Source organism: Brachybacterium sp. JB7 (assembly GCF_003335205.1).
GTDB classification, from domain to species: Bacteria; Actinomycetota; Actinomycetes; order Actinomycetales; family Dermabacteraceae; genus Brachybacterium; species Brachybacterium alimentarium.
The window spans coordinates 222,649-245,729 of record NZ_QPGN01000002.1 but is presented as its reverse complement, the minus strand read 5'-3'; the positions used below and the strand labels follow the sequence as shown (position 1 = coordinate 245,729).

Genomic DNA, 23,081 nt, shown 5'->3' with positions numbered 1-23,081 from the left:
GCCCTGCGGTCAGAGCCGTTCCAGAGTACGCAGTCATCCCAGATGTCGGAATACGGAGTCCGAGCGGTGGGCAGGTGCCGGGAGCACTTCTGGTCCAGATCAGCAGAAGTCCCTGCTCGGCCGGGATTTCTGCTGGCCGGACGCTTTCGCGGTGAAGAGAGTCGAGGATCACTGTCGACATCCCGCAGCGCCGCTGCGTACGCTCGTACGCATGACTGCTGCCCTCCCCGAGGTGCGTCGTGCCCGGGGGGCCGTCGCCGCCATGTTCCTCACCAACGGCGCCCTGATCGCGAACATCCTGCCCCGGTATCCGGAGATCAAGGGCGAGCTGGGTCTGGCGAACTCCACCTATGGCCTGGTGCTCGCCGCGTTCCCGGCCGGCGCGATCCTCGCCGGGCTGGGAGCCGGAACCCTGATCCGCCGATTCGGCTCGGCCCCGCTCGCAGTCGTCGGCACGATCCTCACGGCGCTCGGGCTCATCGCCGCCTCCTGGGCCCCGGTGGCCGCCGCCCTCGCCCTCGCCCTGCTGGTCGCCGGCGCCTGCGACGCGATCACCGACGTCGCGCAGAACGCCCACGGCCTGAGGGTGCAGCGCGGCTACGGACGCTCGATCATCAACTCGTTCCACGCCGTGTGGTCCATCGGCGCGGTGCTCGGCGGCTCGATGGCCGCCGCGGCGATCGCGCTCGAGGTGCCGCTGCGGGTGCACCTGGCGGTCTCCGGCACCCTGTTCGCCGTGACCGCCCTGGTGGCGCTCCGCTTCGCCCTGCCGGGCAAGGATCCGGAGAACCCCGCCTCCGCGGTGGGAGCCGACGGCGCGTCGGGAGCAGCGGGCACCGCGGGAGCAGCCACGTCGGCCCGCGTGATGCGCCCCGGCCGCGGCCGCACCGCGTTCCTGCTGGGCGCGCTGGTCGTGATCGCCATCGGCGGCACGCTCGTCGAGGACTCCGGGAACTCCTGGGCCACGCTCTACCTCTCGCGGGATCTCGGCGCCCCGGCGGCGATCGCGGCGACGGGCTTCATCGCCCTGGTCGGAGCGCAGTTCGTGGGCCGGCTGCTCGGGGACACGCTGGTGGACCGCTTCGGGCAGCGCACGGTCGCCCGGGCCGGCGGCGGGGTCATCGCCGTCGGCATGGCCACGGCCCTCGCAGTCCCCTCCGTGCCCGGAACCATCGCCGGCTTCGCCCTGGCCGGACTCGGCAGCGCGACCCTCGTGCCGGCCGCGATGCAGGAGGCGGACGACCTCCCCGGTCTCCGTCACGGCACCGGTCTCACCGTGGTGTCCTGGTTGATGCGGCTGGGGTTCCTGGTCTCGCCACCGCTGGTCGGGTTGATCGCGGACCACGCCGGCCTGCGCACCGGTCTGCTGGTGCTTCCCGTCGCCGGGATCCTGGTCCTCGTGTTCTCCGGGGTGCTGAGCGGCCGGCGCCGAGGCGCTCACCAGAAATCCGAGCAGATCTCTGCGGCGGTGTGAGGCCCGCGCGCGATCAGTCGGGGCGGGCCAGGCGCCCCAGCGCCCCGCGGATGAGGGCGGCGGCCGAGGGATCGGTGTGCAGCGCGCGATGCAGGGCGAGGCCCTCGTTCAGCGCGTCGAGCATGACCGCGGTGTCGGCGTCGACGAAGGCGGCCAGCGTCGCCCGCGTGCGCGCCATCCAGCCGCTGGTGATGTCCCGGAACTCCGGCCGACGGGCCGCCAGGGTGTAGAGCTCCTGGCTGATGACCAGATCGCGCTGGGTCCCGAAGACGTCCTCGTCGATGTTCACGGCGAACGCGTCCAGCGCCTCATCGAGCGTCGTGGCGGAGGCCATGCGGCGCTCCACCACGGCGGCACCCTGGTCCGCGTACCGCAGGAAGGCCTCGCGCAGGAGGTCGTCCATCCCGTCGAAGTGATAGGTCATCGACCCCAGCGGCACATCCGCCCTCGCCGCGACCCGACGATGCGAGGTGCCCGCGACGCCGTGGTCCGCGATCACGTCGAGACAGGCGTCGATGATGCGATCACGGCGCTGCGGATCGTGGCGACGGGGGCGGGCTGGCATGCACCGACCCTAGCGGGAGCCCGGAGGCACGCACGTCAGGACGACGGCGCGGTCTCCGCCAGGCCGAACTCGCGGATCTGCACCCACTGACCGCTCGGATTCTTCCCGGTCACGCGGAGTCGGCCGAACCGGGCGTCGACCGGTTCGTCCAGCGCCACCTCGAGCACGGGGGTGCCGTCGGTCGCCCCGACCTCCTCCCAGCTCTCCCCGTCGGCCGAGAGCTCGAGGACGCCCTCGTGGATCTGATCGCCCGCGGTCGTGTCGCTCCCGGCCATCTGCACCTTCACGGCCCGGATCGGATGGGACCCGTCGAGCTCGACCTGCACCACGTCGTCCACCTTCGGGGCCCTGCTGGACCAGAACATGGTCGCCAGGTCCCCGTCGACGATCCGCTCGACGGCGTAGTCCTGGTAGGTGTCCAGCGTCGTCGTCGCCGTGCCCGGCAGGCCGCGGAAGGGCAGGGAGGGGTCCTCGGGGAGCACCTCGCGCAGCTCCTCCCAGGCACGGGCGAGGAAGCCCTCGAACACGCCGTCGCCCACGCTCGGGACGATCTGATCCTCCTTGTAGACGCCGTCCTCGCGCTGGTCGGGGACGGTCGCCTCGCCGGCGGCGGCCACATGCTGCGCCACCTCCGCCGCCGCATCCGAGGCGTCCTCGAGCCGGTCCTCGAGCAGCGCCAGGAGCATCTCGTGCTGGGCGAGGAGGGCGCGGGCCCAGTGACCGCCGGCGACGATCCACGGCAGGGTGTCCTCGTAGAAGCCGGCCGAGGCCATCGGCGCGAGCGAACTCTCCAGGTCGACGATCGCCTCCAGCCGGGCGACCAGGGCGGAGTCGTCCTCGCCCTCGTCGTACCCGGCCCAGAAGGCCTCGACGTCGGCCGTGAGCGCGGGAGCCGACGGGGACCCCTCGCGGTACGGCCAGTTCTGGTGGAGATCCGTGAACACGCGCAGGGCCTCGCGCACCTCCGGCGCGGATCCTGCGAGCTCGTCCACTGCCGCCTCCCAGGAGTCCTCGGCGTCGTAGACCGGCGGGTTCCAGCAGTAGTCGGCGTAGTTCGCCAGCGAGATCAGCGAGGCGTACGGCTCGATCATCGGGTTGGCGGTGAAACCGGCCAGATGCTCGTGCAGGGTCGGCGCCCGGCCCTCGAGGGGATTGAGGAACAGCCGGTCGCGGCGGCCGTCGTTGACCGGGAAGTTGTCCCAGATGTACAGGTGCTCCGTGTGGTACGACGCCACCGCGGTGACCACGGACTCCTCCGTGATCGACGGCGAGAAGACGCCCTCCCCGGTCCATTGGATGCGGATCTCCGGGTGGGCGCTGCTGCCGAACTCTGTCTTGTAGTCGCTCGGGTCGGATCCCGAGTAATGGGTGGGGACGGTCTGGAGCGGGGCGAGGTCATGGGCCTCGACATAGTCCGTCTGCACACGGTTGAGGTAGTGGATCTGGGCTTCGGCGAGGGAGCTGAACTGCGCGGCGTCGTCCTCGCCGAGCTCGGTGGGGATGTCGTCCAGGGCGATGTAGAAGCTGGAGACGCCCAGTTCGCGCAGCTGCTCGAACTTCGTGACGGTGGCCTCGAAGTCCTCGTCGCTGCCATAGGTGATGTCGTTGCCGGGCGAGAGGGCGAAGGTGAAGTCCACGTGATGGGCGTTCGCGGCCTCGACCAGCTCGGCGAGCTGGTCGAGATCCTCGCCGGCGTAGAGCTCGCGCCACTTCGAACGCAGCAGCAGGTCGTCCTTCGGCGTATAGATGTAGGTGTTCAGCTTGTGGGCGCCGTAGAAGGCGAAGTGGTCCAGACGCGACTGATGGGACCACGGGATCCCGTAGAAGCCCTCGATCGCTCCGCGGATCTCCATGAGCGGCTCGTCGCGCACCTGCACGGCGGGCAGACGGGTGCCGCCGGCCAGGAGCTGGCGCAGGGTCTGGACGGCGTAGTAGGTGCCGCGGGCGTCGTGCCCGGCGAGGACCACCACGGCACCCTTGTCCTTCGCCGCGGCCAGCACGTAGCCGTCGGCCGCGAGATCCTCCGGGCCCGGCACGCCGACGACCTCCAGGGCGGCGGGGAGCGTGGGATTGTCCTCCGGGCTGCCGAGGTGGATGCGGGTGCCGGAGGCGGTGGTGCCCGCGTCGTCGGCGAGGACGGTCGCGACCGTGCAGCCGTTGGCCTCGAGCAGCTCCGTGAGGTCCTGCAGGGCGACCTCGTCGGTGTCCTCGCCGACGATCACGGAGACCGTGCGGCCGAGCGCCACCTCGCGCTCGGTGCGCTCGAGGGCGCTGGGCTGCGGGCGCACCACGCGGTCGCCGGGGCGGGAGCCCTCGCCGGCGGCGAGCGCACCGCTCATCGGGAGCGCGATCGCGCCTCCGGCGGCGAGGCCGAGTCCGAGAGCGGCACGGCGGGTGAAGGAGGCGGGCAGGAGCTGATGACCGGCAGTGTATCGATTCACAACAGGGACCTTCCGAGGCCTCGCAGCAGGAGGCGCGGGGTGGGGGACGCGGGACGACGCACACCACGATGCTGTGACGTGCGCCATAGGGTCCCGCCCAACGTACCAGGAAGGAGGGCACGGGTCTCGGGTTCTCAGCGCCGGGCCCGAACAGGGTCGTCGGCGCCGCCGCGAATTCTTGACCACCCTCGCGGCCGGAGGTACCTTGCGGAAACCGTTCTCGACCTCGCGACGGCACTGTGGCAGGCGCCCCCGGAGATGGAGTGAGTGCATCGCATGGAAAGGTCAGACTCCGAGAAATCCCCCCGACCCCGAGGCCCCGCACCGGAGATCACCGAGGCGTTCCGCGCACTGAGCTCCGAGCTGTTCGGCAGGGTCGTCGACTCGGGACCCCGCACCATCACCGAGCTCTCGGAAGGGCTCTCCGCGAGCCGGCCCACCGTGCGCCGCGCCCTGGACGGACTCGAATCCCACTCGTTGATCCGCGCCGCCGGACTGCGCGCCTCCGATGCAGGGCGTCCGGCGGTGCAGTACGAACGCGGCCCGGGCACCCCCGGACTCGTCGGCATCGATGTGCGCCCCCTCTCGACCCACATCATCTGCACGAGCACGACCGGTCGAGTGCACGGCCGCCAGGATCTGCCCCATGAGCACGTCGACGACGACATCCGCCTGGAGCAGGTGTTCCGATCCGTCGAGGCGCTCATGGACGAGGTCGCGAACGATTGCGGCACCGGTGGACCGCTGGCCGTCGTGCTCGGGGTGCCGGGCATCGTCGACCCCTCGGGGACCGTCCGACTCTCGCGGATCATCCCCTCCTGGACCGGTCTCCCCCTGCGCGACATCGTGTCCGCACGGTTCCCCACGGCGCAGGTTCGAGTGGAGAACGACATGAACCTGCGCGCCCTCGCGGCGATGCACGACGGCTCCGCCCAGGGGCTGCACGACTTCGTCTACCTCACCGACAACGGCCATCTGCGCCCGGCCGTCGTCCTCGGCGGCCATCTGCGCCGGGGCGCCCACCTCACGCTCGGCGAGGACAACAGCTTCACCCACGTCGGACTCGTGCCCAGCACCCTCCGCCATGACGGGCTGGAGGTCGAGTTCCGACGCATCGCCCTCGGACTCGAGGACGGCACGCTCGATGCCGGCTGGCTGGCCGTCCTCCAGGACGCCCTGGTCGACATCCTGCTCGCCATGCGCTACATGCTGGATCCCCAAGCGTTCATCATCGACGGACCGCCTGCGACGACCGGGCCGGCCGAACTCGAGAGCCTGCGCGAGCGACTGGCCGAGCGCACCACCATCGGCGACGCCCCGCTCATCCTCACCGATCAACGGGGGCAGGACGCGACGCTGCACGGTGCGCTCACCCTTGCGCTGCGCGACGTCCTCACCACGACACTGCAGGTCGACGACCCTCCGATTCCTCAGATCCTCGACCCGCGCGCGCCGCTGGCCTAGTCCGACCGGCCGCCCCGACGTCCGAGCCCGCCGCCCCCGCGTCTTGCATTACGTAAGTCATTTGCATATCGTGTGTGCGAAATCACCCCTGGGTGCTGCTGCCCGTCCGGTCACCGCAGCCCGGAGGGGTCGCAGCACGCCGACTCCGGTGCGCGCCGAGCGGAAGAAGGTCGATCGATGAACAGCGTCATCGCGCCGGGCCGGACCGTCGGCACGCAGCCGGCGCAGGCTCTCCCTCGGCGCGGCGGACGCTTCCGTCGCCGGGTCCGCAACTCATGGCAGCTGTGGATCCTGGTCCTGCCCGCCGTCGTCTTCTTCTTCGTCTTCAAGTACGTCCCCATGTACGGCGTCCAGATCGCGTTCAAGGACTTCATCGCCTCGAAGGGCATCTGGGGCAGCGAGTGGGTAGGCCTCGAACACTTCCAGCGCTTCTTCAGCTCGTTCTACTTCTGGCGGCTGCTGCGCAACACCCTCGGCCTGAGCCTGTACCAGCTGCTCCTCTTCCCGCTGCCGATCATCCTGGCGCTGTCGTTGAACGAGGTGAAGAACCGCTTCTTCAAGCGCTTCGCCCAGACCCTGACCTACGCCCCCCACTTCGTGTCCGTCGTCGTGGTCGTAGGAATGATGGTCGCCTTCCTCGATCCACGCATCGGGATCGCCAATCATTTCCTCGGGCTCATCGGGATCGACTCGATCCCCTTCATGCAGGAGGCCGGATGGTTCCGCCACCTGTTCGTCTGGTCGGGCGTATGGCAGTCGCTCGGGTGGGGGACGATCATCTACCTCGCGGCCCTCGCGGGGGTGAACCCGGAGCTCCACCAGGCCGCAGAGGTCGACGGGGCGACCAGGCTGCAGCGCATCCGCCACGTGAACATCCCCGCGATCCTGCCGACCGTCGTCATCCTGTTCATCCTCGACTTCGGCTCGTTCATGTCAGTCGGCTTCGAGAAGGTCCTGCTCATGTCGAACTCGCTGAACGCCGAGACCTCGGACATCATCCAGACCTTCGTCTACAAGTCCGGTCTGCTGCAGGGGCAGTACAGCTACGCCGCCGCGGTGGGGCTTTTCGACTCGGTCATCAACATCCTCATGATCGTCGGCGTGAACCACCTGGCTCGCCGTATCTCCGATACCAGTCTGTGGTGATGCCATGAGCCTCCCGACCCGACAGAACCCCGCTGCGAAAGCGCCGCTCGACGGGAGCGCGATCCTGCACCGTCCCGTCCGACGGATCAGCGATCGTCGCTTCGACCGCGTGAACATCGTCTTCCTGATCGTCGTGATCCTCGTGATCGGCTACCCGCTGTGGTTCGTCATGATCGCGTCGATCTCCGACCCGCAGGCGGTGGACACCGGGCGCGTGTGGCTGTGGCCCGTGGACATGACGCTCGACGGGTACCGACGCGTCTTCGCGGAGTCCTCCATCTGGATCGGCTACCGCAACACGATCGTGTACACGCTCGTCGGCGTCGCCGTGCATCTCGCGATCGTCCTGCCGTGCTCCTACGCGCTGTCGCGCACCCAGTTCGTGGGCCGCAAGCTCGTGACCTGGTACATCCTGTTCACGATGCTGTTCTCCGGCGGTCTCATCCCTACCTACCTGCTGGTCAAGGACCTCGGGATGCTGGACACCCTGTGGGCGGTGATCCTTCCGGGAGCGGCCGGTGCCTGGGCGATCCTCGTGGGCCGAGCCTTCTTCACCCAGACCGTGCCGGAGGAGCTGAACGAGTCCGCGAAGGTCGACGGCGCGAGCGACTTCCAGGTGTTCTTCCGGATCGCGATCCCACTGTCCGCGCCGATCATCGCGACCCTGGCACTTTTCCACGGCGTAGGCCTGTGGAACGAGTACTTCAACGCGCTCATCTATCTCTCCGACCGCGACAAATATCCCCTGCAGCTCGTCCTGCGCGAGCTGCTCGTCGTCTCCCAGGACGCCTCGCAGGGCGGTGGCGACGGCGACTCCGCGGAGTCGCTCACCGAACAGCTGCGACTGGCGTCCCTGATCAAATACGCGGTCATGATCGTCTCGTCTTTGCCGCTGCTCGTGATCTACCCGTTCCTGCAGCGCTTCTTCACCCAGGGCGTGCTGATCGGATCGGTCAAGGAATGAACACGGCCTCTCGCACCGCGTGGACCGCGCCCCGCTCCGGCGGCCTGCTCGCGGGCATCGATCGGCTGCTGGGCTGGGTGGTGCGGCTCGTCTGGCTGAACTTCTGGTGGCTGCTGCTGAGCCTTGCAGGCGGCATCCTCCTCGGGATCGGCCCCGCGACCGTCGCCGCGCATCAGGTCGCCGCCACGTGGGCACGGGGGCAGGAGGTCCACTCCGTCCCCCACGTCATGACGTCCATCTGGCGACGCTGCTGGTGGCCCGCCAACCGGGTCGCCCTCCTGGCCGGCGCTCTGGTCGGGGCGCTGGCCCTGACATGGCTGCTCTCACGCAGCGGGCCCCCGTTGCTCGCCGCCGGGGCCCAGGGCGCATGTCTGGTCGGCCTGCTGGTCATGGCCGCGATCATCCCGCACCTGATCTGGCTGAGCGCGGCGGAGCTGCGCGAGCGCGAGAGCGGACGCGCACCAGGCGTCGCCCGCGTCTTCACCGCTGCGCTCGCCGTGGCCGTCTCCCGGCCCGTGCTCACCGTGCTGATGGCCGCGACATGGATCGTCTGGCCCGTCGCCCTGGTGCTGGCGAGGTGGCCGGGTCTGCTGCCCGTGTGCGGGGCATCGGTCCCGCTGCTCGTCGGCGCCTGGTGCTTGGCCCGGGTATCCGTCGCCCCCGATGACGACCCGCCTCCTTCCTCCTCGCCCCCGCGCCCGCTGACGGGCACGACTGGCACGACTGGCACGACTGGCACGACCATCCCCGAAAGGATCTGACCCATGCGTCCCATCACCCGACGTTCAGCCCTCGCCGGAGGCGCCGCCCTGGCCTCGACCCTCGCCCTCACCTCGTGCGGCGGCGGAGACGACGAGATCGACACCGAAGGAGCCATCGAATCCCCCGACGAGAACGTCATCACCGACACCGACGATCCGAAGATCGTCAAGGAGAAGACGACGATCTCGCTGATGTCCGGCCGCCCGCCGACGACGGCGGAGGACTGGGACGACGTCGCCTGCGTGAAGCTCGCCGAGGAGACCACCAACCTCCACATCGATTTCGGTCTCGTCCCCCTGGACGGCGTCGGGGAGAAGCAGAACCTCTCGCTGGCGAGCGGCGAGTACCCCGAGGCCTTCTACCGCACCAGCATCAGCAACGGTGACCTGGCCAAGTACTCCTCGCAGGGCACGTTCATCGCGTTGGACGACCTCATCGAGAAGTACATGCCGAACCTCTCCGGCATCATGACGGAGAATCCGACCATCCGCGACGGGCTGACGCAGCCCGACGGCCACATCTACTCCCTGCCGCAGATCTACGACCCCGAGTTCCTCGGCATGAGGTACATGTTCAAGCTGTGGGTCCGGCAGGACTGGCTCGACCGCTTCGGCATGGATACGCCCGATTCGCTCGACGCCTACGAGGCCTACCTCGAGGAGTCCGTCAAGAACGGCCCGAAGGAGGCCGGGGCCGGGAACGGTTTCGTCGCCGACGGGATCAACACCCTCATCGAAGCGCTGCTGGGGACCTTCGAGATCGGCAACCAGGGGACCGACGTCGGGACCATCGACGAGGATCCCGATTCCCCGGGGACCGTCCGCTTCTACCCGGTCACCGACGGATACCGCGACCTCCTCACCTACCTGAACAAGCTGTACTCCAACGGCCTGATCATGAAGGACATCTTCAGCACCGACGCCCAGAAGGTGAACGCTCTGGGGTCCGACGGGCTGGTCGGCAGCACCTACACGCAGACGCCCGCCGGGTTCTTCGGGAAGGAGGGCGAGGCGTACACCGCTCTCGCTCCGCTCACGCGCGAGGGCAATCCTGACCCTGCCTGGCACGCAGTGCGCTCGGAGGTCGCCTCGATCGGGCAGTTCGCGATGACCGATCGCTGCTCGCATCCGGTCGAGCTCGCACGCTGGATGGACTGGTGGTTCTCCGACGAGGGCGCCAAGGCGTTCTTCATGGGGATCGAGGGAGAGAGCTACGAAGAGGTCGACGGCCGCTACGAGCTGCTGCCGGAGATCACCGAGGCGGGCTCCATCGACGAGGGTCTCGAGCCCTACGCCCTCTACCTCGGCGGCCGCTATCCCGGTCTCGCCAACGACACCTGGTTCCGCGGTGTCGAGACGACGGATCAGGCCGTCGCCGGCTCCGAGCTCGTCGAGCCGTACGCCCTCGAGGAGGTCTGGCCGAAGTTCACCTTCACCGAGGAGGAGTCGCTGATGCTCAGCTCGGTCGGCAACGACCTGACCAAGCATCTGGAGGAGTCCCGGTCGGCCTTCATCACCGGGAAGAAGCCCCTGTCCGAGTGGGACGACTACGTGGCCCAGTTCGAGAACATGGGGCTCGAGGAGTACGTCCAGGCGCACCAGGCGTCCCACGACAGGAGGAACGGCTGAGCCCCTTCCCGCACGAAGGGCGAGGGCGCCGACGATCAGCAGGATCGGCGCCCTCGCCTTCGGGGCCGGTGGGGCAGGGCCCCTGGGCGTGCTCCGCCTCAGCGGCCCCGCACGTCCAGCTCGTGCTGCACCCATGCCGGGTCATCGGTGGTCACCGACGCGACGCCGCAGGCGAGGGCGACGTCAAGCTGCTCGGGCGAGTTGATCGTCCACGGGTTCACCGCCAGCCCCGCCTCGCGCGCGGCCGCGGCGGCGCGCAGCGAGAGCCCCTTGACCGAGGGGCCGATCCCGGCGGCACCGAGCTCTCTGGCAGTGGCCAGCTCCTTCTCCCCGACCTGCTCCACGAGATAGGAGACGGGGGTGTCGGTGGTGCGGCGGATCTCGGCGAGTGCGTCGGCGTGGAAGGAGATCACCGTGGAGGCGGCCGCCGGGGAGCCGGCGGGCAGCGCGCGCAGCTGCTCGGCCACGGCCTTCGCGGCGGCGGCGATCTTGACCTCGATGAAGACCGGCACGGTCGTCATCTCCAGCAGCTCCTTCAGCGACGGGACCTTCTCGCCATCCTCCAGCAGCACGGTGTCCAGCTCGGCCCGGGTGAGGTCACCGATCGCGCCCGTGCGCAGCGGGGAGTCCGCAGCAGCGGTGCGGTCGATCGTCTCGTCGTGCATGACCACCACCTGGCCGTCCGCGCTCAGGTGGACGTCGCACTCCAGCAGCTGGGCGCCGTCCTCGATGCCGCGGCGGAAGGCCGCCAGGGTGTTCTCGGGCGCGTGCGCGGAGGCTCCGCGGTGCCCGACGATCGCGGGGCGCTGCGCGGACGAGGTGGGCTGCTCAGACATGACTCTCCTGGTGAGGGACGGATCTCCGGCCGCTGGTGCTGCGGCCGGTGCTCACGGCGGACCGTGGGAGTTGTTGCACCCTATCGGTGCTATGGGTCACACCGGGCGCAGCGCTCCGACGCGCGCCGCGCCTGTTCGCGGCATCGGCTGACGTGCCGGAGCAAGGAGGGTTCCCGAGGCGCGGAGGGCTCTCGAGATTCGGGCGGAGGGCTCACTGCCCGTCCAGGTGCTCCTCGACCACCCGTCGGGCGCGGGCCGGATCATCGGCGCCGATCTCGGGGACGCCGAGGTCGATCGCCTGGCGGATCTCCTCGTCGCTGCGCGCGGCCCAGGCCGACGGGGTCAGGCCCACCCCGCGGATCCGCTCGAAATCTCCGTCCCGCACGTCGGACAGACGGATGCCGAGGATCTCGGCCTTCGTCTCCATCGCGGCATCGAGCACCTCGTCCGAGAGCTCCCTGGCGAGCAGCCCGCGCGGCACGTCGGGCGCCTTCTCGAGCGCGATGCGCAGGGCATCGGCGTGGAAGGAGATGATCCGGGCCGGGGCCGGCTGATCCGAGGACCACGCCGCGGCCTCGAAGGTGTCGGTGAGGATCCGGGCGGCGAGCGCTGCGGCGGCCGGGGCCTTGATCTCCACCAGCACCGGGGCGCGGGTGCCATCCTCGCGCACCGCGGCATCGAGCACCTGGCGGAGTGTGGGGATGTGCTCGCCCTCCCCCACCAGCACCTCGTCGAGCTCGGCCCGGGTGAGGTCCGCGACCGTTCCGGTGCGCCGCGGGGAGTCCTCCTGCGCGGTGCGGTCGATGGTCGCATCGTGGATGATCACGTCGCGCCGGTCGCGGCTGAGGTGCACATCGCATTCGAGCTGGTCGGCCCCGTCGGCGACACCGCGGCGGAAACCCGTGACGGTGTTCTCCGGGGCGACGGCCGCCGCACCGCGATGACCGGTGATCAGCGGGGCGTGGGGTCGACGTCGGGTCATGGCTGCACCAGCTCCTCCAGTCGGGCGGACGCCCAGGCGGGGTCGTCCACGGTGAGCGAGTCGCAGCCGAGCTCGAGGGCCCGCGCCAGCTCCTCCTCGGAGCGAGCGGTCCACAGGTTCAGCCGCACGCCGAGGTCCCGCGCCCGCTCGACATCGGCCTGACGGGCGTCCGCGATCCGCACCCCGACCTGGGAGACCCCGAGCTCGCGCGCCGTCTCGAAGAACTCGGGCGAGGTGGCGGTGGTCGTCAGCAGCAGCGGGATGCGGGGGTTCTCCTCCGCGGCGGTCCGCAGCGCCTCGGGATGGAAGGAGATCACGTGGGCGGGGGCCGATGTGGCGCTCGCATCCTTCCAGGCCTGCGCGTTCCAGGTCTCCTCGCCGAAGTACTCGGTGAGGATCCGGGCGACCGGGCGGGCCGCTGCCGGGGCCTTGATCTCCACCAGCAGCGGCACCCGGGCGCCGTCCTCGCGCACTGCGGCGTCGAGCACCTGGCGGAGGGTGGGGATGTGCTGCCCCTCCCCCACCAGCACTCGGTCCAGCTGCGCGCGGGTGAGGTCCGCGACGGCGCCGGTGCGCAGCGGGGAGTCCTCCTGCGCGGTGCGATCGATGGTCGCGTCATGGATCACGGCGTCCACGCCGTCGCTGCTGAGGTGCACATCGCACTCCAGCAGCCGGGAGCCCTCGGCGATGCCGCGCACGAAGGACGCCACGGTGTTCTCCGGGGACACCTCGGCGGCGCCGCGGTGACCCACCAGTGCAGGCAGGTCGAGGCGCACCTGCGGGGTCCCGGTCGGGCCCGGCGTGCGCGCGGGGGCGGTCACTTCCAGCCCTCGAACGCGATGGACTCGTAGTCCTCACGGTTGTCGTCGAGGACTTCCTGCAGGGTCGGGGCCAGGGCGTCCAGGGCCTCCTTCGCCGGGGTGCCGTCGCCGTAGACCGCCGCCTGGGCGGCCGAGATCTCGGTGACCGCACCCTGGTTCCAGTTGGTGTAGTCCGCAGTGCGGGCATTGGCGAGCTGGTCCAGGGCGACCCCGTAGTTCGGGTTGCTCGCCACCTGCTCCTTGACCTGCGAGGTCTCCGCGGCCTCCTTGACGATCGGCACATAGCCGGTGCCGAGGTGCCAGGTCGCGGACTGCTCGGCGCCGCCGAGGAACCGGAACAGCTCCGCGCAGGCGTCCTGGCGCTCCTTCGACTCGCTGCGCACGATCGACAGGCCGGAGCCGCCGGTCGGGACCGCCTTGTCCTCGCCCTCCTTGGAGAGCATGAACGCGGTGCCGAGCTCGAACACGCCCTCCGTGGCGGCGGTCGTGCCGGTCAGGCCGGCGGTCGATCCGCGCATGCCCGCGGCGATGCCGGAGGAGAAGTCGGTGCTCGCATCCTTGGCGAGGTAGCCGAACCCGTCGCTGATGAACTGGCGCTGCCACTCCAGCCATTCGATGCCTGCGTCGCCGTTGATCGTGACCTCGAAGCCGTCGGTCGAGTTCGCGCCGCCGAAGCCCCAGATGTCGGCCTGGCCGTGCCAGGCGTCCCCGGAGAGGGCGAGCGCGGACAGCGGGCGGCCGTCCACGTCGAACGTGGCCAGTTCGGGGGCGAACTCGGCGAGCTCCTCCCAGGTGGAGGGCCCTTCCTCGGGCAGCCCGGCCTCGATGTAGCGGGACTTGTTGTAGTAGAACAGCGGCGTGGACCGGGCGAAGGGCACCACGTAGGTCTTTCCGGCGGCCTTGCCCTCGGCGATGTAGTTGGGCAGGAAGCTGTCCAGGCTCCAGGTGTCGTCGAAGTAGTCGTCCAACGGGGCGAGCGCGTCGGAGAAGTAGAACTGGAGCCACTGCATCTCGGGGAAGCAGACGATGTCGGGCACGGCGCGCGCCTGGAGCGCCGCGGTGAACTTCTGGTTCAGGTCCGCGTAGCTGCCGACGGACTCCGCGATCGCGACGATCTCGTCCTGCGACTCGTTGAAGTCCTGGAACAGCTGGGCGAGCACCGCGTAGGTGTCGCCGGTGAACGGTGCCCAGAACAGGATCGGCGTGCGGCCCTCGTACTCGCCGGGCACGGTGAGGTCCGCCTGGGTGAAGCCGTCGCGCACGGGGCCGGAGGCCTCGTCGCCACCGGCAGGTGCACCGCAGGCGGCGAGCCCCGCGGCACCGGCGCCGAGGCCCATGGCGGCCAGCAGGTGGCGACGGGAGGGGGTGTGGAGGGTGCGAGACATGCGGGTGGCTCCTTGGTGACGGATCGAGCGGGAGGAACGGGAGGGGCTGGAGGTGCGGGACAGATTGCAAGTGCCGGCGGGATCGGGCATGCGGGCGGGGTTCACTTCAGGGCGCCCGCGGTGAGCCCGCCGATGATCCGCTTCTGGGCGAGGAAGAAGAGGATGAGCATCGGCAGGGAGACGAACACGGCGCCGGCCATGATCACGCCCCAGTTGCTGTAGCCCTCCTGGCTGCGCAGGAACAGCAGGCCGACGGGCAGGGTGCGCATGCTGGCCGTGCTCGTCACGATCAGCGGCCACACGTACTCGTTCCACTTCCCGACCATCACGATCAGGGTCGCGGTGAGGATCATGGGGCTGGTCAGCGGCACCACGATCGTGAGCATCCGCCGCAGGTGGCCGGCCCCGTCGATCTCGGCGGCCTGCAGGATGTCCCGGTCGATCGTGCGCATGAACTGGTAGAGCAGGAACATCGCGAAGGCGCTGGCGACCCCGGGCAGGACGAGCCCGGCATAGGAGTTCAGCCAGCCCAGGTTCGCCACGGTGATGTAGTTGACGATCAGGGTGACGTGGCCCGGAAGCATCATCGAGGCGATGATCAGGCCGAAGGCGATCTTCTTGTACCGGAAGTCGACGAACACGAACGCGTACGCGCACAGGATCGCGAGCGAGATCTCCAGGAACGTCCCCGCCCCGGTGGTCACGATCGAGTTGAGGAAGAACCGGTCGAAGGGCGCGGAGCTCCAGGCCTCGGTGAAGTTGTCGAACGTCAGCGACCCGGGGACCCAGTGCAGCGGCCAGGAGTAGATGTCCTGGTGGGGCTTCAGCGACGAGGAGAACAGCCAGTACAGCGGCACCAGGAACAGGGCGATGGTGCCGAGCACTCCGGCGGTGAGCAGGATCGTCGCCCACAGCGGACGGCGCGGGCCACGGCTGCGGCCCCGGTTGCGCGGTGTCGGGGCGCCCGTCCTGGGGGCGGCATCGGCGGTCAGGGTGCTCATGATGCGTAGTTCACCTTCTTCTCGCCGTAGCGGACCTGCACGAAGGTGATCACCAGGAGGAGCACCAGCAGCACGGTGGCGGCCGCCGAGGCGGAGCCGATGTCGAACTTCTTGAAGGCCTCCTCGTAGATCATCCAGCTGAGCGTGGTCGAGGAGACTCCCGGGCCGCCGTCGGTCATGATCGAGATGATGTCGAAGGCCTGGGCTGCGGAGATGATGCCGGTGACCGAGAGGAAGAAGGTGATCGGGCTCAGCAGCGGCAGCGTGAGGTTCCGGAACAGCTTCCAGCCGTGCGCCCCGTCCAGGGCCGCAGCCTCGTAGAGGTCCTTGGGCAGGTCCAGGATCGCGGTGTAGCAGATGACGGTGACGAAGCCGAGGCGCTGCCAGGTGTACGCGATGGTGATCGCCCACAGGGACCAGTCCGAGGTGGTGGTCCAGTCCGGCGAGGCCGCTCCCACCAGCGAGAATGCCCACCGGGACAGCCCGTAGTTGGGGTCGAACATGAACAGCCACAGGATGCCGACGGCGGCGCCGGGGAGCATATGGGGCGCGAAGGCCATGGTCTGCGCGAAGCCTGTCAGCGGGACCTTGGTCGCCAGCAGGCTGCCCAGCAGCAGGCCGCAGATGATCGAGCCGACCACGCTCACGCCCGTGAAGATCAGCGTGTTCAGCAGCACCTGCCCGAAGCTCGGGTCGGTGAGCAGGTCGCGGTAGTTCTCCAGGCCCACGAATTCGGGGGTCGGTGCGACGAAGTCCCACTCGGCGAAGCTGAGGCCGATGTTGTAGAGCGCCGGGTAGTACGAGAAGACCATGATCGCGATGAGGTTGGGGGCGATCAGCGCGCCGAACAGGAGCGCGTCGCGGCGACGGCGTCGGCGACGCTGTGCCGAGGGCCGGCGGGGCGCGACCGGGCGGTGCGTCCCGGTCCCCGCGGCGGACGCACCGGACGGCTCCGAGGGACCGCCCTTCCCCTCGGCCCTGTGCGGGGCCGACGAGCCCCGGTGGGGCTGCGGTCGAGCGACGACTGTCATGGATGCGTTCCCAGCTTCCTGGTCGAAGGGCCGGTCCACCGCAGCTGGAGGGGCCGGTGAGAGAAACGGGCCGCGGTGCGGCCGGGCGATCGACGGGGTGCAGCCGACGGCTGCTCCCCTCGTCGTTCCCGCTCACCGTAGGGAGGCCTCGACCGGCATGGCCAGCGCCCCGACACCCCGGTGAACCAGACCTGAACTCACGGCATCACTGCAGGTGAGAGCGGACATCACGGACGCTCCGCAGAGTCGTCGGCAGCAGCTCCGAGGGCTTCTCGGGCCGCGGTCCACCGACTGTTCATCGCCCGGTCCGCAACTGTTCCCCGCGGGCCCCGCCGTTCGGGGCCTCGGCGCACCGAGGCTTCACCCGGCAGTCACCCGTCGGCCCCGATGGGCCGTCTCCTCTGCGCTACCCTGCGCCGACGCCCGGCACCTCGGCGTCAGTCGCCGAGGCGCAGCACCCCGGGCAGTTCCATGAGCGCGACCGTCTCGAAGACCAGCTCCTGCATCGCGGCCGCTGCCGTGGACAACCGCACGCCGCGGCGGCGGGCGAGGTTCACGGTGCGGTCCAGCTCCGGTTCGATCAGAGGCGACCAGGTCAGGCCGGGGCGTCCGGCGACCACCATGGCGGGCACCACGGCGACTCCGATCCCCCGCTCGACGAACCGCAGCACCGCATCCATCTCGGCACCCTCGACGGCAATCCGCGGCGTGAGGCCCGCGGCGGCGAAGGCGGCGTCGGTCGCGGCGCGCAGGGCATAGCTGCGGTCGAAGCAGACCTGAGGCATCTCGGCGAGCCGAGCGAGGGTGACCGACTCGGGCAGGGACCCCTCGCGAGTCGCAGCGGAGACGACCACGAGGCGCTCTCGGAGCAGTGGGATCAGCTCCGCCCCCTCGCTCTCGAACGTGTCTCCGCGCGTGACCACGACGGCGAGGTCCAGGTCGCCCTCGTGCAGCTTCTGCATGACCGCGAGCGAGCCCGCCTCGCTGATCTGCAGCTCCACCCCCGGGAAGCGGACGACGCTGTCGGCGAGCACCTCGGCGACGAGGGAGACGCAGAGCGTGGGCGGAGCGCCGAGCCGCACCCTGCCGCGGCGCAGGCCCGCGAGCTCGTCGAGCTCGAGCCGGAGGGAGTCCGCGTCCGCGAGCATGCGCCGGGCGATCGGGAGCAGGGCTGCTCCGGCGGCCGTCGGCACGGCGCCCCGCCTGCCCCTCTCGAGGAGCTCCGCACCGAGCTCCGCCTCGAGCGCCGCGACCTGCCGCGAGAGCGAGGGCTGGGTGAGGTAGAGCTCCTGCGCGGCACGGGTGAAGGTGCCGCGCCGGGCCACCGTCTCGAACGCCCGCAGATGCTCTGTCCTCATGAGCTATACATTAACCGCATGGAACGGTTGCCACATTGGCATTGGCCGTATTCCTGCAGGTCTGCCTAGCCTGACAAGCATGTCTTCGCACACGGCCTCTACCAGCTCCCCGGTCTCCCCCTCCACTACCGCCGATGAACGCCTGATCGCCACGTCCGTCCTCGTCATCGGCACCGGCGGCGCGGGCCTGCGCGCGGCCATCGAGCTCGCCGAGCAGGGAGTGCAGGTGCTCGCCGTCGGCAAGCGACGCGCCCACGACGCCCACACGTCGCTCGCGGCGGGCGGCATCAACGCGGCGCTCGGCACCATCGATCCTGAGGATTCGTGGCAGCAGCACGCCGCGGACACTCTGCGCGAGTCGTACTTCCTCGCGGACCCCGAGATCGTCGAGACCGTGGCGCGCGGCGCGGCGCGCGGCATCGAGGATCTCGAGCGCTGGGGCATGCCGTTCGCCCGTGAGGCCGACGGCCGCCTCTCCCAGCGCTTCTTCGGCGCGCACACCTACCGCCGCACCTGCTACGCCGGCGACTACACGGGGCTGGAGATCCAGCGCACCCTCATGCGCCGGGCCGCCGAGCTGGGCGTCCCCGTCATCGACACCGTCTACATCACCCGCCTGCTCGTCGCCGACGGCACGATCTTCGGTGCCTACGGCTTCGACGTCGTCACCGGGCAGGGCGTGCAGATCCACGCCGACGCCGTGATCCTCGCCGCCGGAGGCCACACCCGCATCTGGCGCGTGACCTCCTCGCGGCGCGATGAGAACACCGGGGACTCCTTCCGCCTCGCGGCCCTCGCGGGTGCGCGGATCCGCGATGCGGAGCTGGTCCAGTTCCACCCCTCGGGCCTGCTCGAGCCCGACGACGCCGCCGGCACCCTGGTCTCAGAGGCCGCCCGCGGCGAAGGCGGCGTGCTCCGCAACGCCGAGGGCGAGCGCTTCATGGAGCGCTACGACCCCGAACGGATGGAGCTGTCCACCCGCGACCGGGTGGCGCTCGCGAACCACACCGAGATCGCGGAGGGCCGCGGGACCGCGAACGGCGGCGTGCACCTGGACGTCTCCCATCTGCCTCGCGAGCAGATCCTCGCGAAGCTGCCGCGGGTCTACCGCACCCTGATCGACCTGCAGATGCTCGACATCACCACCACGCCGATCGAGATCGCCCCCACCGCCCACTACTCGATGGGCGGGGTGTGGGTGCGGCCAGAGGACCACGGCACGGGCGTCGAGGGCCTGTTCGCGATCGGTGAGGCCTCCTCGGGACTGCACGGGGCGAACCGGCTCGGAGGGAACTCGCTGATCGAGCTGCTGGTCTACGGCCGGATCACAGGCCAGGTGGCCGCCGCGTTCGCCGCCGGCCGTACGAGCGTCCGACGGGACCCCGAGGCCGTCGCCGAGGCCCGCGCCGAACAGGCCGCCCTGCTCACGGGCGACGGCATGGAGGTGCCCCGTCGCCTGCAGCGCGAGGTCCGGGATCTCATGACCGCGCACGCCGGGGTGGTGCGCGACGACTCCGGGCTGCGGAAGGGCCTGGAGAAGCTGGCGCTCCTCGAGGAGCGGGCCACCCGCGTGACCGCGCATCCGGACGTCGCGGGCTTCGACGACCTCGTCCATGCCTTCGACCTCCGCGGCTCCCTGCTGGCGGCCCGCGCGACGCTCGAGTGCGCTCTCGAGCGCCGCGAGACCTGCGGCTGCCACAACCGTTCGGACTTCCCCGACCAGGATCCCGCGCTGCGCGGGAGCATGGTGTGGACGCCGCGTACGGGCGTCGAGTTCGAGCCCGTCGGCCCGGCCCCGGACTCGTTCCGCGACCTGGCCGCGGAGCATCTCGACGACACCCCGCGCGGCAAGCTCGTGGAGTGAGCCGGCGCGGTGCCGGAGCGGACCTGTCGGCCCGGACCGGTCAGGCGGGGTTGATGACCCGGCCCCAGGTGGACTTGTTGCCCCAGATGTTCTGGCGCAGGCCCTCCAGCTGCAGGATCTGCGAGTGGTCGACGAAGAGGTTCACCTCGTTGCCGTAGTTCTTGACGTACCACTCGAACACAGGGCCGTCGGCCGCCTCGAACATCACGTTCTCCATCCCGAGACCGTTCATGATCGAGGCGGCCGCACCCGTGTTCCAGCTGGTCACGTTCTCGGTGATGCCCTCGGACTCGATCATGATGATCTCGGCGCCGGCGTCCAGCGCCCGCCTGCCGCGGTCGATGAGGTCGCCGATGTCCTTGGCCCCCTCGGCGGCGAGCTCCACCTCGCCCGAGTCCCCGCCGGAGCCGATCTGGATCCCGAGCTCGGGCTTGGCCTTCAGGCCCGCCTTCGTGACCTTCTCGACCAGTCGTTCCAGGCCGGACGTGGGCAGCATGATGAAGCCGGTCGAGATCTCGATGACGTCGAAGCCGACCTCCTTGGCTTCCTTGAGGTAGTGGTCCACCGCCTCGTCGCCGTAGCGCAGCACGGTCTCGATCCAGCCCCCGGAGGAGACGTACGCGTCGTTCTCGTGGGCGATCTCGGAGAAGCGCCGCACCTGCTCGGGCGGGACCAGGGCGAAGGAGCCGCCGGCCCACTTGATGCCGTCCACCCACTGCCCCGCGACGTCGAAGACGTCCTGCAGGTGGCGAGTGCCGAAGGTGGAGTAGTACGGGGCGCGGATCTCGGTGAGGCCGTGGCTGCGCGGCTTGGTGGGGCGCGCAGCGCGCGGCACGATGTTGAAGGCGACGTCGAAGGGGATCTCGTGGGTCATGGTGTGTCCTTCCGGTGTTCGATGGGTGCGGTCGGTGCGGTCGGTGCGTCCGGTCGGGGTGGGCTCAGCGCTCGGCGGGCGTGGCACGGCTCGTGCCGGCACGGGCAAGGGCCCCGGTGAGCTCGCGAACACTGTGGTGCTCGAGGTCGCGGACGATGCCGGCGATCTCCTCCCGGAGCTCCTCCGTGGCGAAAGGCGTGGTCAGCAGGTCGAACTTCGCCCGGGCGCCCTCCCAGCTCAGCGGATCGGTATGGAATCCCTCGTAGGAGTCCTGAGCGGAGCGGAAGACGGTGCCATCGGCGAGAGTGACCTCGAGGTCCGCGGGCATGAGATCCGGGAACCGGGCGGAGGACGCGTCATCGGAGACGATCTCGACCGCACGCATGAGGTCCTGCACGTCATCGGCGACGATGCGCTCGTGGTGGTACTGGGCCGGGGTCAGCTCACCGTCCAGCAGCACCACGGCGAGCATCCACGGCAGCGAATGGTCCGCCTCCTCCTTCGTGCGGACGGTCCGCTTGTCCCCCTCCTCACCCCCGCCGATGATCGAGTGGGCGACGTCGAAGGTGCGCAGCCGGATGCTCCGGACGGCCTCGATGGCGAAGCCGTCCTGAGCACGGATGTCCTGGGCGGCATCGAGCGCGGACTGCGAATGGATCTCGGCGTTGTGCTTCTTGATGATCGTGCGGCGGACGGCGTCGAGGCCCTCGGAGGACCAGTCGATCGTGAAGTCCCCGGCGATCGAGTCCTTGAAGCCCTTGTTGCCTTCGAAGACCTCCTCGGGGCCGGTGATGCCGCGCCCGGCGAGCAGCGCGGCGAAGGTCCCCTCCTTCGCCACCTGCGGGTAGGCGAGGCCCTTCCAGTGGCTGAGGCTGCCGGTGCGGGTCACGCGCAGTGCGTTGTTCGCGGTGCCGGCGATCGCGATGGCGTGCGCGATCTGCTCTGCGGGCAGGCGCATGGCCTTGGCCGCGGCGGCTGCGGCGGCATAGGCGCCCTGGGTGGTGTGGTCGAAGCCCTTCGCGCGCACCGGGGCGACATCGGACAGCCGGGTGTGGATCTGGTAGGCGACCGCGAGGGCCGTCAGGAGTTCCTGGCCGCTCGCATCGACGCTCTCCGCGGCGGCGAGCACCGCGCCGAGGTTGTCGCTGGGATGGTTGGTCTCCCCTGCCGCCAGGTAGGAATCCATGAAGTCGAGGTAGCGCGACAGCGCGCTGTTGTAGAAAGCGGCGCGATCGGGGGACGTGCGTCCGCCGCCGATGAGCGTGGCACGAGGCGCGCCGCCGAGATCCTCGAGCAGCTCGCGGACCGCTCGGATCGGCTCCGCGTCGAGCGCCGCGATCGCGACGCCGAGGGTGTCGAGGATCCGGATCCTCAGCTGCTCCAGGGCCTCGTCCCCGATCTGCTCGAAGGTGGCTGAGTGGACGTAGGCGGCCAGCTCCTGGACCTCCGTGGGCCCACCGGGACGGCTCCCGTCCAGGGCCTCGGGCGAGGCGCTCGGCGCCCCGGAGACGGCGACTGCGGGAGTGCCCGGCGATGCCGTGGAGACGGCGACGGCGGATGGGGAGCGATGGGCGGATGCGGCCATGACGATGTCCTCCTCGTGGTGACGGACCGGTTCCGGTCGAGCGCCCCGAGCACTTCGGGCGTGGGGAGACGGACCGGAATTGCAGGTTAGGCTTGCCTCACCTAAGCCGCACTTCGATGATGCTCCCGATTTATCTTGAAGTCAAGAGACCTTGTGCGTGGCGGGCGTCTGCGCCGGCGGGGGCTCGGCGACCCGACGCCGGATCACCACCTCGTCACGGGCGGCGAGGTAAGCCTGCCCAAACCGCATCACTGCAGGTCAGGGAAGCCTTTCCATGGATGACAGGGGTGCCGAAGGCGGCTATCGTCAGTGCCATGAAGATGAGCAATGACCTTGAGAAGAAGTTCCAGGCCCAGATCACCCTCGAGTTCGAGGCTTCGATCACCTACCGCCAGCTCGCCATCGAAGCGGACGAGCAGGACCTCCCCGGCATCGCCGCGTGGCTGCGCCACCAGGCCGACGAGGAGATCGTGCACGCCAACAAGTTCATCCAGCACGTCTCCGACCGCGACAACCACGCTGCCATCGGCGCCATCAATGCGCCGGCCGTGCGCCCCGGCCTGTCCGTGCTCGAGATCTTCGAGGCCGCTCTCGCCCACGAGCAGAAGGTCTCCGAGTCGATCCGCGAGCTGTACCGCAGCGCCGACAAGGAGGGCGACTACGATTCCCGCCCGCTGCTGAACTGGTTCGTCGACGAGCAGATCGAGGAGGAGGCGACCGCTTCCGAGATCATCGGCCGCGTCAAGCTGATCGGCAACGACGGCTCCGGCCTCCTGCGCCTGGACGCCGAGCTGGGTCGTCGGCCCGCCGAGTCCACCGAGGCCGACGAGAACTGACCCGCCCACGCAGAAGCGCGCGCTACCCGGTTCGGGTGGCGCGCGCTTCTCGTCGTGCGATGGC

19 protein-coding genes are annotated in these 23,081 nt (G+C 70.0%); 8 read left to right on the top strand and 11 right to left on the bottom strand.

Translation table 11 applies throughout. The features are described from left to right. Positions 1-211: 211 nt before the first annotated feature. On the top strand, positions 212-1,474 hold the full coding sequence (locus CIK81_RS03470; RefSeq protein WP_114355375.1) for an MFS transporter: 1,263 nt from the start codon (positions 212-214) through the stop codon (positions 1,472-1,474). Positions 1,475-1,487: 13 nt separating this feature from the next. Here the strand turns inward: CIK81_RS03470 and CIK81_RS03465 are convergent, their stop codons facing one another. Both CIK81_RS03465 and CIK81_RS03460 read right to left on the bottom strand, forming a co-directional pair. Further along, a complete protein-coding gene (locus tag CIK81_RS03465) occupies positions 1,488-2,039 on the bottom strand; it encodes a TetR/AcrR family transcriptional regulator (RefSeq protein WP_096164706.1) in 552 nt (183 codons plus the stop codon). 35 nt (positions 2,040-2,074) lie between these two features. Beyond that, entirely contained in the window at positions 2,075-4,480 is a 2,406-nt protein-coding gene (locus CIK81_RS03460; RefSeq protein ID WP_114328629.1) for a beta-N-acetylglucosaminidase domain-containing protein, read from the bottom strand. Between the two features lie 276 nt (positions 4,481-4,756). Between CIK81_RS03460 and CIK81_RS03455 the strand changes: the two genes are divergently transcribed. The 5 genes from CIK81_RS03455 to CIK81_RS03435 all read left to right on the top strand — a co-directional run bounded on the left by CIK81_RS03455 (position 4,757) and on the right by CIK81_RS03435 (position 10,444). Then, entirely contained in the window at positions 4,757-5,944 is a 1,188-nt protein-coding gene (locus tag CIK81_RS03455) for an ROK family transcriptional regulator (RefSeq protein WP_096164708.1), read from the top strand. 177 nt (positions 5,945-6,121) lie between these two features. After that, the gene (locus tag CIK81_RS03450; protein ID WP_096164709.1) at positions 6,122-7,090 is read left to right on the top strand and encodes a sugar ABC transporter permease; all 969 of its coding nucleotides are present in this window, start codon (positions 6,122-6,124) and stop codon (positions 7,088-7,090) included. A gap of 4 nt (positions 7,091-7,094) precedes the next feature. Further along, positions 7,095-8,054: a carbohydrate ABC transporter permease gene (locus tag CIK81_RS03445; protein ID WP_096164710.1), complete on the top strand. Its 960-nt coding sequence runs from the start codon at positions 7,095-7,097 to the stop codon at positions 8,052-8,054. Then, positions 8,051-8,815 (top strand): YesL family protein, encoded by a 765-nt coding sequence (locus tag CIK81_RS03440; RefSeq protein ID WP_096197021.1) that lies wholly within the window; start codon positions 8,051-8,053, stop codon positions 8,813-8,815. The genes CIK81_RS03445 and CIK81_RS03440 overlap by 4 nt, the downstream gene beginning before the upstream one ends. A 3-nt stretch (positions 8,816-8,818) precedes the next feature. Next, positions 8,819-10,444, top strand: coding sequence for an extracellular solute-binding protein (locus CIK81_RS03435; protein ID WP_096164712.1), 1,626 nt, complete (start codon positions 8,819-8,821; stop codon positions 10,442-10,444). Between the two features lie 98 nt (positions 10,445-10,542). On the opposite strand, the gene CIK81_RS03430 is transcribed toward CIK81_RS03435, so the two are convergent. The 7 genes from CIK81_RS03430 to CIK81_RS03400 form a co-directional block, all read right to left on the bottom strand. After that, entirely contained in the window at positions 10,543-11,280 is a 738-nt protein-coding gene (locus tag CIK81_RS03430; RefSeq protein WP_096164713.1) for a glycerophosphodiester phosphodiesterase family protein, read from the bottom strand. 211 nt (positions 11,281-11,491) lie between these two features. Beyond that, positions 11,492-12,262, bottom strand: coding sequence for a glycerophosphodiester phosphodiesterase (locus CIK81_RS03425; protein ID WP_096164714.1), 771 nt, complete (start codon positions 12,260-12,262; stop codon positions 11,492-11,494). Further along, positions 12,259-13,083: a glycerophosphodiester phosphodiesterase family protein gene (locus CIK81_RS03420; RefSeq protein ID WP_241963915.1), complete on the bottom strand. Its 825-nt coding sequence runs from the start codon at positions 13,081-13,083 to the stop codon at positions 12,259-12,261. Before CIK81_RS03420 ends, CIK81_RS03425 begins: the two co-directional genes overlap by 4 nt. Next, positions 13,080-14,468, bottom strand: coding sequence for an ABC transporter substrate-binding protein (locus tag CIK81_RS03415; protein WP_096164715.1), 1,389 nt, complete (start codon positions 14,466-14,468; stop codon positions 13,080-13,082). Before CIK81_RS03415 ends, CIK81_RS03420 begins: the two co-directional genes overlap by 4 nt. A 101-nt stretch (positions 14,469-14,569) precedes the next feature. Continuing rightward, the gene (locus CIK81_RS03410) at positions 14,570-15,469 is read right to left on the bottom strand and encodes a carbohydrate ABC transporter permease (RefSeq protein WP_114304866.1); all 900 of its coding nucleotides are present in this window, start codon (positions 15,467-15,469) and stop codon (positions 14,570-14,572) included. Then, positions 15,466-16,500 (bottom strand): carbohydrate ABC transporter permease, encoded by a 1,035-nt coding sequence (locus tag CIK81_RS03405; protein WP_096197020.1) that lies wholly within the window; start codon positions 16,498-16,500, stop codon positions 15,466-15,468. Before CIK81_RS03405 ends, CIK81_RS03410 begins: the two co-directional genes overlap by 4 nt. Before the next feature lie 437 nt (positions 16,501-16,937). Continuing rightward, complete coding sequence (locus CIK81_RS03400) at positions 16,938-17,858, bottom strand: LysR family transcriptional regulator (RefSeq protein WP_096197019.1); 921 nt, start codon at positions 17,856-17,858, stop codon at positions 16,938-16,940. 79 nt (positions 17,859-17,937) lie between these two features. Here CIK81_RS03400 and CIK81_RS03395 point away from each other — a divergent pair, with 79 nt between their 5' ends. Then, positions 17,938-19,722, top strand: coding sequence for an L-aspartate oxidase (locus CIK81_RS03395; protein WP_114304867.1), 1,785 nt, complete (start codon positions 17,938-17,940; stop codon positions 19,720-19,722). A 40-nt stretch (positions 19,723-19,762) separates the two neighbouring features. Here the strand turns inward: CIK81_RS03395 and CIK81_RS03390 are convergent, their stop codons facing one another. Together CIK81_RS03390 and CIK81_RS03385 are read right to left on the bottom strand one after the other, a co-directional pair. Further along, complete coding sequence (locus tag CIK81_RS03390) at positions 19,763-20,596, bottom strand: phosphosulfolactate synthase (RefSeq protein ID WP_096197017.1); 834 nt, start codon at positions 20,594-20,596, stop codon at positions 19,763-19,765. A 64-nt stretch (positions 20,597-20,660) separates the two neighbouring features. Beyond that, positions 20,661-22,181 (bottom strand): MmgE/PrpD family protein, encoded by a 1,521-nt coding sequence (locus CIK81_RS03385; RefSeq protein WP_096197016.1) that lies wholly within the window; start codon positions 22,179-22,181, stop codon positions 20,661-20,663. 314 nt (positions 22,182-22,495) lie between these two features. Here CIK81_RS03385 and CIK81_RS03380 point away from each other — a divergent pair, with 314 nt between their 5' ends. Continuing rightward, positions 22,496-23,017 (top strand): ferritin, encoded by a 522-nt coding sequence (locus CIK81_RS03380; RefSeq protein ID WP_096164721.1) that lies wholly within the window; start codon positions 22,496-22,498, stop codon positions 23,015-23,017. Positions 23,018-23,081 lie beyond the last annotated feature (64 nt).

Excerpts from the sequence above, each read along its gene's own strand:
- CIK81_RS03385 (WP_096197016.1), bottom strand. The coding sequence starts at position 22,181 with ATGGCCGCATCCGCCCATCGCTCCCCATCCGCCGTCGCCGTCTCCACG.
- CIK81_RS03430 (WP_096164713.1), bottom strand. The coding sequence starts at position 11,280 with ATGTCTGAGCAGCCCACCTCGTCCGCGCAGCGCCCCGCGATCGTCGGG.
- CIK81_RS03450 (WP_096164709.1), top strand. The coding sequence starts at position 6,122 with ATGAACAGCGTCATCGCGCCGGGCCGGACCGTCGGCACGCAGCCGGCG.
- CIK81_RS03425 (WP_096164714.1), bottom strand. The coding sequence starts at position 12,262 with ATGACCCGACGTCGACCCCACGCCCCGCTGATCACCGGTCATCGCGGT.
- CIK81_RS03445 (WP_096164710.1), top strand. The coding sequence starts at position 7,095 with ATGAGCCTCCCGACCCGACAGAACCCCGCTGCGAAAGCGCCGCTCGAC.
- CIK81_RS03380 (WP_096164721.1), top strand. The coding sequence starts at position 22,496 with ATGAAGATGAGCAATGACCTTGAGAAGAAGTTCCAGGCCCAGATCACC.
- CIK81_RS03415 (WP_096164715.1), bottom strand. The coding sequence starts at position 14,468 with ATGTCTCGCACCCTCCACACCCCCTCCCGTCGCCACCTGCTGGCCGCC.
- CIK81_RS03405 (WP_096197020.1), bottom strand. The coding sequence starts at position 16,500 with ATGACAGTCGTCGCTCGACCGCAGCCCCACCGGGGCTCGTCGGCCCCG.
- CIK81_RS03395 (WP_114304867.1), top strand. The coding sequence starts at position 17,938 with ATGTCTTCGCACACGGCCTCTACCAGCTCCCCGGTCTCCCCCTCCACT.
- CIK81_RS03440 (WP_096197021.1), top strand. The coding sequence starts at position 8,051 with ATGAACACGGCCTCTCGCACCGCGTGGACCGCGCCCCGCTCCGGCGGC.
- CIK81_RS03400 (WP_096197019.1), bottom strand. The coding sequence starts at position 17,858 with ATGAGGACAGAGCATCTGCGGGCGTTCGAGACGGTGGCCCGGCGCGGC.
- CIK81_RS03435 (WP_096164712.1), top strand. The coding sequence starts at position 8,819 with ATGCGTCCCATCACCCGACGTTCAGCCCTCGCCGGAGGCGCCGCCCTG.
- CIK81_RS03470 (WP_114355375.1), top strand. The coding sequence starts at position 212 with ATGACTGCTGCCCTCCCCGAGGTGCGTCGTGCCCGGGGGGCCGTCGCC.
- CIK81_RS03410 (WP_114304866.1), bottom strand. The coding sequence starts at position 15,469 with ATGAGCACCCTGACCGCCGATGCCGCCCCCAGGACGGGCGCCCCGACA.
- CIK81_RS03455 (WP_096164708.1), top strand. The coding sequence starts at position 4,757 with ATGGAAAGGTCAGACTCCGAGAAATCCCCCCGACCCCGAGGCCCCGCA.
- CIK81_RS03465 (WP_096164706.1), bottom strand. The coding sequence starts at position 2,039 with ATGCCAGCCCGCCCCCGTCGCCACGATCCGCAGCGCCGTGATCGCATC.
- CIK81_RS03390 (WP_096197017.1), bottom strand. The coding sequence starts at position 20,596 with ATGACCCACGAGATCCCCTTCGACGTCGCCTTCAACATCGTGCCGCGC.